This is a genomic window from Microcystis wesenbergii FACHB-1317, assembly GCF_014696875.1.
Taxonomy (GTDB): Bacteria; Cyanobacteriota; Cyanobacteriia; order Cyanobacteriales; family Microcystaceae; genus Microcystis; species Microcystis wesenbergii_A.
This window is the reverse complement of sequence record NZ_JACJQV010000126.1, coordinates 43,554-50,095: the sequence shown is the minus strand read 5'-3', so window position 1 is coordinate 50,095 and position 6,542 is coordinate 43,554. Positions and strand designations below refer to the sequence as shown.

The 6,542-nt window shown below is 40.6% G+C and carries 5 protein-coding genes, 1 tRNA gene and 1 pseudogene; 1 reads left to right on the top strand and 6 read right to left on the bottom strand.

Features of this window, described 5'->3' with window-relative positions:
• From H6F92_RS10810 to H6F92_RS10790, 5 genes and pseudogenes are all read right to left on the bottom strand, one after another.
• Nucleotides 1-965: ISAs1 family transposase (locus H6F92_RS10810; protein WP_190357834.1), on the bottom strand; the 965-nt coding region annotated here is incomplete at its 3' end.
• 90 nt (nt 966-1,055) lie between these two features.
• Nucleotides 1,056-1,364: pseudogene (locus H6F92_RS10805) on the bottom strand (inositol monophosphatase family protein); the annotation flags it as partial.
• A 14-nt stretch (nt 1,365-1,378) separates the two neighbouring features.
• Nucleotides 1,379-1,747, bottom strand: a complete 369-nt coding sequence (locus tag H6F92_RS10800) for a 2Fe-2S iron-sulfur cluster-binding protein (protein ID WP_190357830.1) — start codon at nt 1,745-1,747, stop codon at nt 1,379-1,381.
• Between the two features lie 282 nt (nt 1,748-2,029).
• Nucleotides 2,030-4,276 (bottom strand): hypothetical protein, encoded by a 2,247-nt coding sequence (locus tag H6F92_RS10795; protein ID WP_190357829.1) that lies wholly within the window; start codon nt 4,274-4,276, stop codon nt 2,030-2,032.
• Nucleotides 4,273-5,214 (bottom strand): homogentisate phytyltransferase, encoded by a 942-nt coding sequence (locus tag H6F92_RS10790; protein WP_190357828.1) that lies wholly within the window; start codon nt 5,212-5,214, stop codon nt 4,273-4,275. Before H6F92_RS10790 ends, H6F92_RS10795 begins: the two co-directional genes overlap by 4 nt.
• Before the next feature lie 245 nt (nt 5,215-5,459).
• On the opposite strand from H6F92_RS10790, the gene H6F92_RS10785 reads away from it, so the two are divergent.
• Nucleotides 5,460-5,546, top strand: a tRNA-Ser gene (locus H6F92_RS10785).
• Between the two features lie 250 nt (nt 5,547-5,796).
• On the opposite strand, the gene H6F92_RS10780 is transcribed toward H6F92_RS10785, so the two are convergent.
• Complete coding sequence (locus H6F92_RS10780; RefSeq protein ID WP_190357827.1) at nt 5,797-6,459, bottom strand: class I SAM-dependent methyltransferase; 663 nt, start codon at nt 6,457-6,459, stop codon at nt 5,797-5,799.
• Nucleotides 6,460-6,542: the final 83 nt, after the last annotated feature.

Below are 6,542 nucleotides of genomic sequence, written 5' to 3'. Positions count from 1 at the left end.
GCCGCTTGAAAATCACTTATCTCGCTTTTATCTTCCTCAAAAATTACATCTTTTACCCAATGTAACTGATTTTCTATTTTCCAATGTCCTCGAATAATTTTAGCAAATACTTGGGCGGATTCAGTTAGGCTACTGATATAGTAAGCTGTTTCTTCATAGGTTTTATCCCCGCGACTACCCCTTCTTTCTACTTTAATAACTCTTCGCAGATTTTCAAATCCTTGTCTTTCATTTTTCCTCACTTTAAAAACTTCTATTTTTCTGGATATTTTTCGACCATGACTATTATCTTGTTCAAGAAAACAACTTTCTGGCTTTGAGGAATTACTCAGGTCTTGTATTCGCTGATAAAGATTTTTCTGATTTCCTTTAACTGTGATAACATAATCATTTTTAGTCTTGGCTATTAAGCTGATTGTTTTCTTCTGACAGTGTAAAGCATCGCCAGTAAAAACTTTATTTTGGAGAGTGCAATCCTCAATTATAGCTTGACCTTCGTCGATTTCAGACCCTTTTTTGTTTTCAATTCTTTTTAAGTGTAATACCAAGCCACTTTCTTGACTAAACAATGAGACAAACATAATAAAATTTTGTTGTTCATTGTTAGGATTCTTTAGAGTGTTTTTGAGACTTTTTCCATCTATGTCTAGCCAATTTATATCACTTCTTTGTCCATATTCTTCTAATGCCCATTCATTAAACATTTTTAACAAACTCTGCCAGTCAACTCCCATCATTACCCTTCTAATTGTTGAATAGGATGGGACTCTTTCTGGAATTATGTTAAATTCTTGACTGAGCCTGTGCCGATTATTTTTAGCAAACTCTCCTAGCTCTCTATAACCTGAGTATCCTAGCATTGTTCCCAGTATTATTACTACTAATACTATCCATAAAGGGTGTCTTTTTCCTTGATCTTTCCGAAAGTCCTTGACTTGTTTCAGTTTTTCTATTAAGCTCAACATATCTTTCAAAAGTTCGCGTTCACTTCTCATTTTACCTGACAGTGATCGCTTTTACTTTTGATATTCTGATGGGAGAATGAAACAGCCCTAGGGATAACCGTGGGCATAGTTGGTGGTTCCATCGAGAGGATCGATCGCCCAGAGATACTCGCTATCCGTCCCTGGCAGTTTTCCCGATTCTTCCGCTAAAATCCCGTGTTTGGGAAAGTGACGGCTAATAATTTTGATAATTTCTGTTTCTGCTCGACGATCTATTTCCGTCACTAAATCGCCCGATCGCCCTTTTTCTTCTATTATCTCGATTTTACCCCAATTATCGAGGATAATTGTTCCCGCCGCTAGGGCGGCCTCGCTGGCAATGTCTAGGTATTTTTCTAATTGGCTGCTGGTATCTGGCACGATTAATCCCTAATCTATTCTTCATCTAAGGGTAAACCAAAACGCACTTTTCCACGAGCAAAAAAGCGACCGAATTGCAGTTCATAGACTTCATCTTCGTCTTGGGTGGCTACTTCCATATCGCCACGAGCATAACTGACACAAAGTAAAGCATAACCTCTGGCTTTTAATTCCGGCGATAGTCCGATCGCTTCTGGTTGATGGATATCTCCTGATAATACCCTGACCGCGCAGCTGGTACAAGCTCCATTGCGACAGGAAAAGGGTAATTGATAGCCCTGTTTTTCCAGACTGTGGAGTATATAGTTATCCTCGGCAACGGTGGTGGTAATTTTTTCGCCCGTCTGACGATTGTTAACGGTGATTTGATGATATTTAGTCATAGTTTAGTTAGGCGGAAATTATCGATGCAATTCTAGATAGTTCTAAATTTAGGGGCTATTTTGATCAACCATATCGATTATATCATAAATCATTGCTCAAATAGTCATCATCTTGACAACTGTTAACTTTTCTTAGGTCACTTGCCAATTTTCAGCAATTCTCATTTTAAGGTTTCATGACATTAAAACCCTTGCACCTAGAGGGGTTAATAATTCTTAACGAATCTCTAGATCGCTGAAACAACGCAAAATCGTTTCAAAATGAGAATTGCTGGCCAATTTTTATGGCTCTTGAAAATTCATCTCTTTTAATCTAACTGCACCATCGATAATTGAGATTTCCTGGGAGCCAATTTGCACGATCGCATCTAATCCCTTACCGATAATTTTAACTGCTGGGGGACGACTTTTCTGTACGGTCATCACTAGAAAAAACTCCTCGCTACCTGTGGCTAAAATGCGCTCACCTGTATCAGTTTTCTCGACTTTTAAAGTCACGGGAGTGATAAAAGTTCCCTGCATAGTTGCCCGATTTTGAGTGATAGTAAAACTATTTTTTCCGAGAGTGACATTTCCCTGGGTATTCATCACCCAAGTTTTATTAATAAATTCTGGTTGCTCGACTTTACCTAATAATTTATCCATCAAGACGAATAATCCGGGGGAACCGGAGGACAGACTGTAATCGACGGCGAAAGAGCGAACTAGAGCGACTCCTGCGGGTGGTTCAGCCCCTTTAACCCTAATTTTATCAGTTTTTAACGTAATTACTCCCGAACCATCGGGACTAGATTGAAAAGATATCGGTTTTGCCTGTCGCCAAGGCGGTGTTTTCGGGAAAATAACCGTATTTTCCGAATTCCAGTCGCCTTTTGAACCCTCAAAACTCGCCCAATGTCCTCCTAATCCCCAAATTCTCACACTGGCGACATCGGGAAAAGACCATCCTCCCACAAAAGGTTGCTGTTTAAGATAGATACTAGCGACAAAATCCTCTTCATTTTGCCAGCGATTACGAAAAGTATAAAATCCCTTTTCTTGATCAACTAAAACCCTGGAAAGTTGGCGTTCGGGATTTTCTGGAGTAAGATTAGATGGATAAGCAGCGAGAAGAAAAGGGGCAATATGAGGATAATGGGGGTGAAAAAGTTGTTTTTCTTGACCTTGTAATCGCCATTTTATTGCTGGTAGCCATGATTTATCGGTAATTCCCAATCCGATAGTTAATAAAGATACCCCTACAAACATCTGATGTCTGCCATAAGCAGGAATCAATAATTGACCATTTTTAGGGACAATTCTGGTTAAATAATGGGGGATCAATTGGGCTGCCGAGGAACCAGTTACTAAGTCTAATCCGAGACTATTTCGATAGCCTTGTAAAAAAGGAAAAACAGAAATAACCATGGGTTCGGTGCTGTATAAATCTCCTTCTGTGCCAAATCCTCGATCGCCGATCGCTGTGGTAAAATAGCGTTCGATGTGACGTTTGGCCATTTCCACCTGTGCCGAGGGAGAATAGAGAGAATCGGGTGGTACATCTTCTTTGAGAATCGCTAAACTAGCTAAACCGGCCGCACCTCTGGCCCGCGCATTCCAGTTACTAACTGCGTTTCCATTCCATCCATCTTTGGGTAAACCACTGAGAAGTTTTTTACTTTCACTGAATAACCAGCGAGTAATTTCCTGTTGGCGCTTTTCTCCCCAAAGATCATAACAAAGATCGTAGGCGAGAGCGACTCCAGCAACAATTGGCGATTGTTCTAAGATTCTCCTTCCCCGATTTTTACGGGTTTTTTCGATAATTTCCCAGGCGATTTCTGCTGATTTTCTATCTTGATTTAAAATTGCTAAAAAACAATGACCTGTGGCATGATAACCCCCATTAGGCACATAACCATCGTAATAAATTTTTTCTTGTAAACTGTTGTTTAATTGGGCGATAATAGTTTGACCGATGGGAGTTTTCGCTTTTTCTCTGAGATTAGTTAATTCTGACTTGCGAAAGATTAAACGGGGATGTTCTCGCGCTTGTAGGGGTTGATAATTAGGGACAGGATTGGGCCATAAAGGGGAAATTGTGCCATTAACTGTGTTTTGTAGTCTTCTTCCCCCTAACGTGCCTTGATAGCTGCCGATAAGTTGGTCTTGGTAGGGGACAATTTCGATATTATAGATAGCTTCCCTGACTTCTGCTTGCCAAGGGTGAGTTTGAATCTTCATTTTCACCTGTAATCGCCAAGCGTTGTCTAATTTAATCGTTTTTACCGTGCCTTGGTGATCCACTTCTTTATTGAATTTCGGCGCGTATCCCCACACCGACGGTTGACAAACAGCGCGATCACAGCTTAAATCTAGGGTAAGATTTTGATCAACGGGTTGATCTTGCCACAGTTTCCAAACACCATTTTTCAGGGTTAAACGAAGGTTGCCGGTTAATAATTGCGGATCAATGGTTTCTTGACTAGGTGCGCTTGTACCACCTAGCAAAAGTAAGGGAATGGCCGCTAAAAAAGGAGATATTTTCATAGTAAACAAGCGAGGGGAAATATAAGGTATTCTAGGAAGAATAATTTCCAAATAAATTGGTAAAATCGGCTGATTTCGCTTTTATCTTCTAAATTTACTCCGCGACTACGCCACCAAAGAAGAAGTAGTAGGAGCAGATGGGCGACAATGGCCAGAGGAGAATTAATTCCCGTTATCCCCAAGAGACCGACGGCAATCATCCCTGCATAACATAGAGAAATTGTCAAGAGGGAAATTATTAAGATTTTTTGAGGACCGAGCAGCAGGGTAAAAGTGGTAATTTGGTAAATGCGATCGCCTTCTAGGTCAGGCACATCCTTAAAAACAGCGATCGCAACGGTGAAAACGAGAACAAAAGCTGTTAAAACCCAGACCGAGGGATAGATAGACTGATTTTGATTAATAACTGTGTTGTAGTGGCGAAAAAGACCTAAATTAACGATGACACCTCGGACGGTAAAAATACAGAAGGCGGACCAGAGGGGAAAGCGTTTTAAACGCACTGGTGGCAAGGAATAGGCAGTGCCGATGAGTAAACTAATCCCCACGGTGATTAACAACCAAAAACCACCGATAAAAGCCAGTATAATTGCTAAAATACCGCTTAAACCCACGATTAACCCTCCTGTTAACCGAGAAAATTCGCCCTTGGCTAGGGGAAGATGGGGTTTATTGATTTTATCGATGTCGATGTCTTCTAACTGATTTAAACCGACGATATAGACATTACCCGCAAGACAAGCAGTCCAAGTGAGCAATAAAACCGACCAATGGCTAAAAAAATCGCTAATATTGCCTAAAGCAATTAAATACAGACTTAAAACACTGAAAGAAGTGCCGATAATCGTATGGGGACGGGAAAATTTCCAGAGACTCCCTAACCAGTGGAGAAAGTTAGGCTGGGGATGGTTGACTGGAAGAAAAGGAGCTTGATTCATCAGACCTCTGGTAAAAATCAAAAATTGTTGTTAGGGTTAGGAGTCAGTAGTCAGTAATCGGTAGTCAGGAGAATTAAAAATGAATAATAATCAATTAAATGGTCTATTTAGATATTTTATGCCGCTTAATCGTTATTTTTGACTTTTTTCAACCCTCAAAAATCAATTAGACAAGAGGTCTATCAAAAAAAATCAATCCTAGGGCAAGTAATCTGTTAAAATGATAATCCAGACTCAAACCCTGTGGAGAGGTGGCAGAGTGGTTGAATGCGGCAGACTCGAAATCTGCTTTAGGGTCACACCTAACGTGGGTTCAAATCCCACCCTCTCCGTTGAACTGATAATTTGGTGCTGTCGTTCTCAGCTATAATTTTTTGTCAACTATCTTAAGGGATATAAGTAGCGAGACACAATTAATTACACATAAGCTAAAACGCATCTAAGATGCGTTTTAGCAAGGCAGGAGGAATAAGCGGTTGAGAGTTTTTTGAATTTTAAGATATGTAACTTAAGTGCGTCTAAGCTTATCTAACTGTCTCTTGCATGAGTGCCTATCCTAACCAAGAAGTTAATTTTGCCCTTTCACTTTTTCATGGCTAGGGTCAAACCATCACCAATAGGAATAATACTGATATTTACCCGTTCATCCTGCTGAATTTTGGCATTGAGTGAACGGATAATTTTGGTGCGATTATCGGTGCTATCGGCCGTCGCTACCCGTCCCGACCAAAAAACATTATCGATAGCGATAATTCCGCCCGTTCTGACCAATTGTAACGCCTGTTCGTAGTAGCGATCATAATTACTTTTATCGGCATCGATAAAGACAAAATCAAAACTATTACTTTCTCCTGCGGCGATTAATTGATCTAAAGTCTCCAGGGCTGGGGCAATTCTTAAATCGATTTTAGCGGCGACACCGGCCTGCTGCCAATAACGGCGGGCGATACTGGTATATTCTTCGCTTAGATCACAGGCGATCAGCTTGCCTTCTCGGGGTAAAGCTAAGGCCACCACTAGCGCACTATAACCGGTAAAAACCCCTATTTCTAAGGTTTTTTTCGCCCCGATCGCCTGTACCAAAAAAGCCATAAATTGACCTTGTTCGGGGGCAATCTGCATGACTGCCAGGGGTTGAGAGGCAGTTTCTTGACGTAATTGAGCTAAAATAGGAGATTCTCGCCGACAGATAGATTGATAATAGGAGTAAAATTGTTGATCGAGTCCAAGAGTTTGATTAGCCATAAAAAAATTGCTAGTGGATGAAGTTATCGGGTAGAATTCTGGGTAACCTGAAGCTAGAGAGAGCTTATTTATTGGTTGACCAA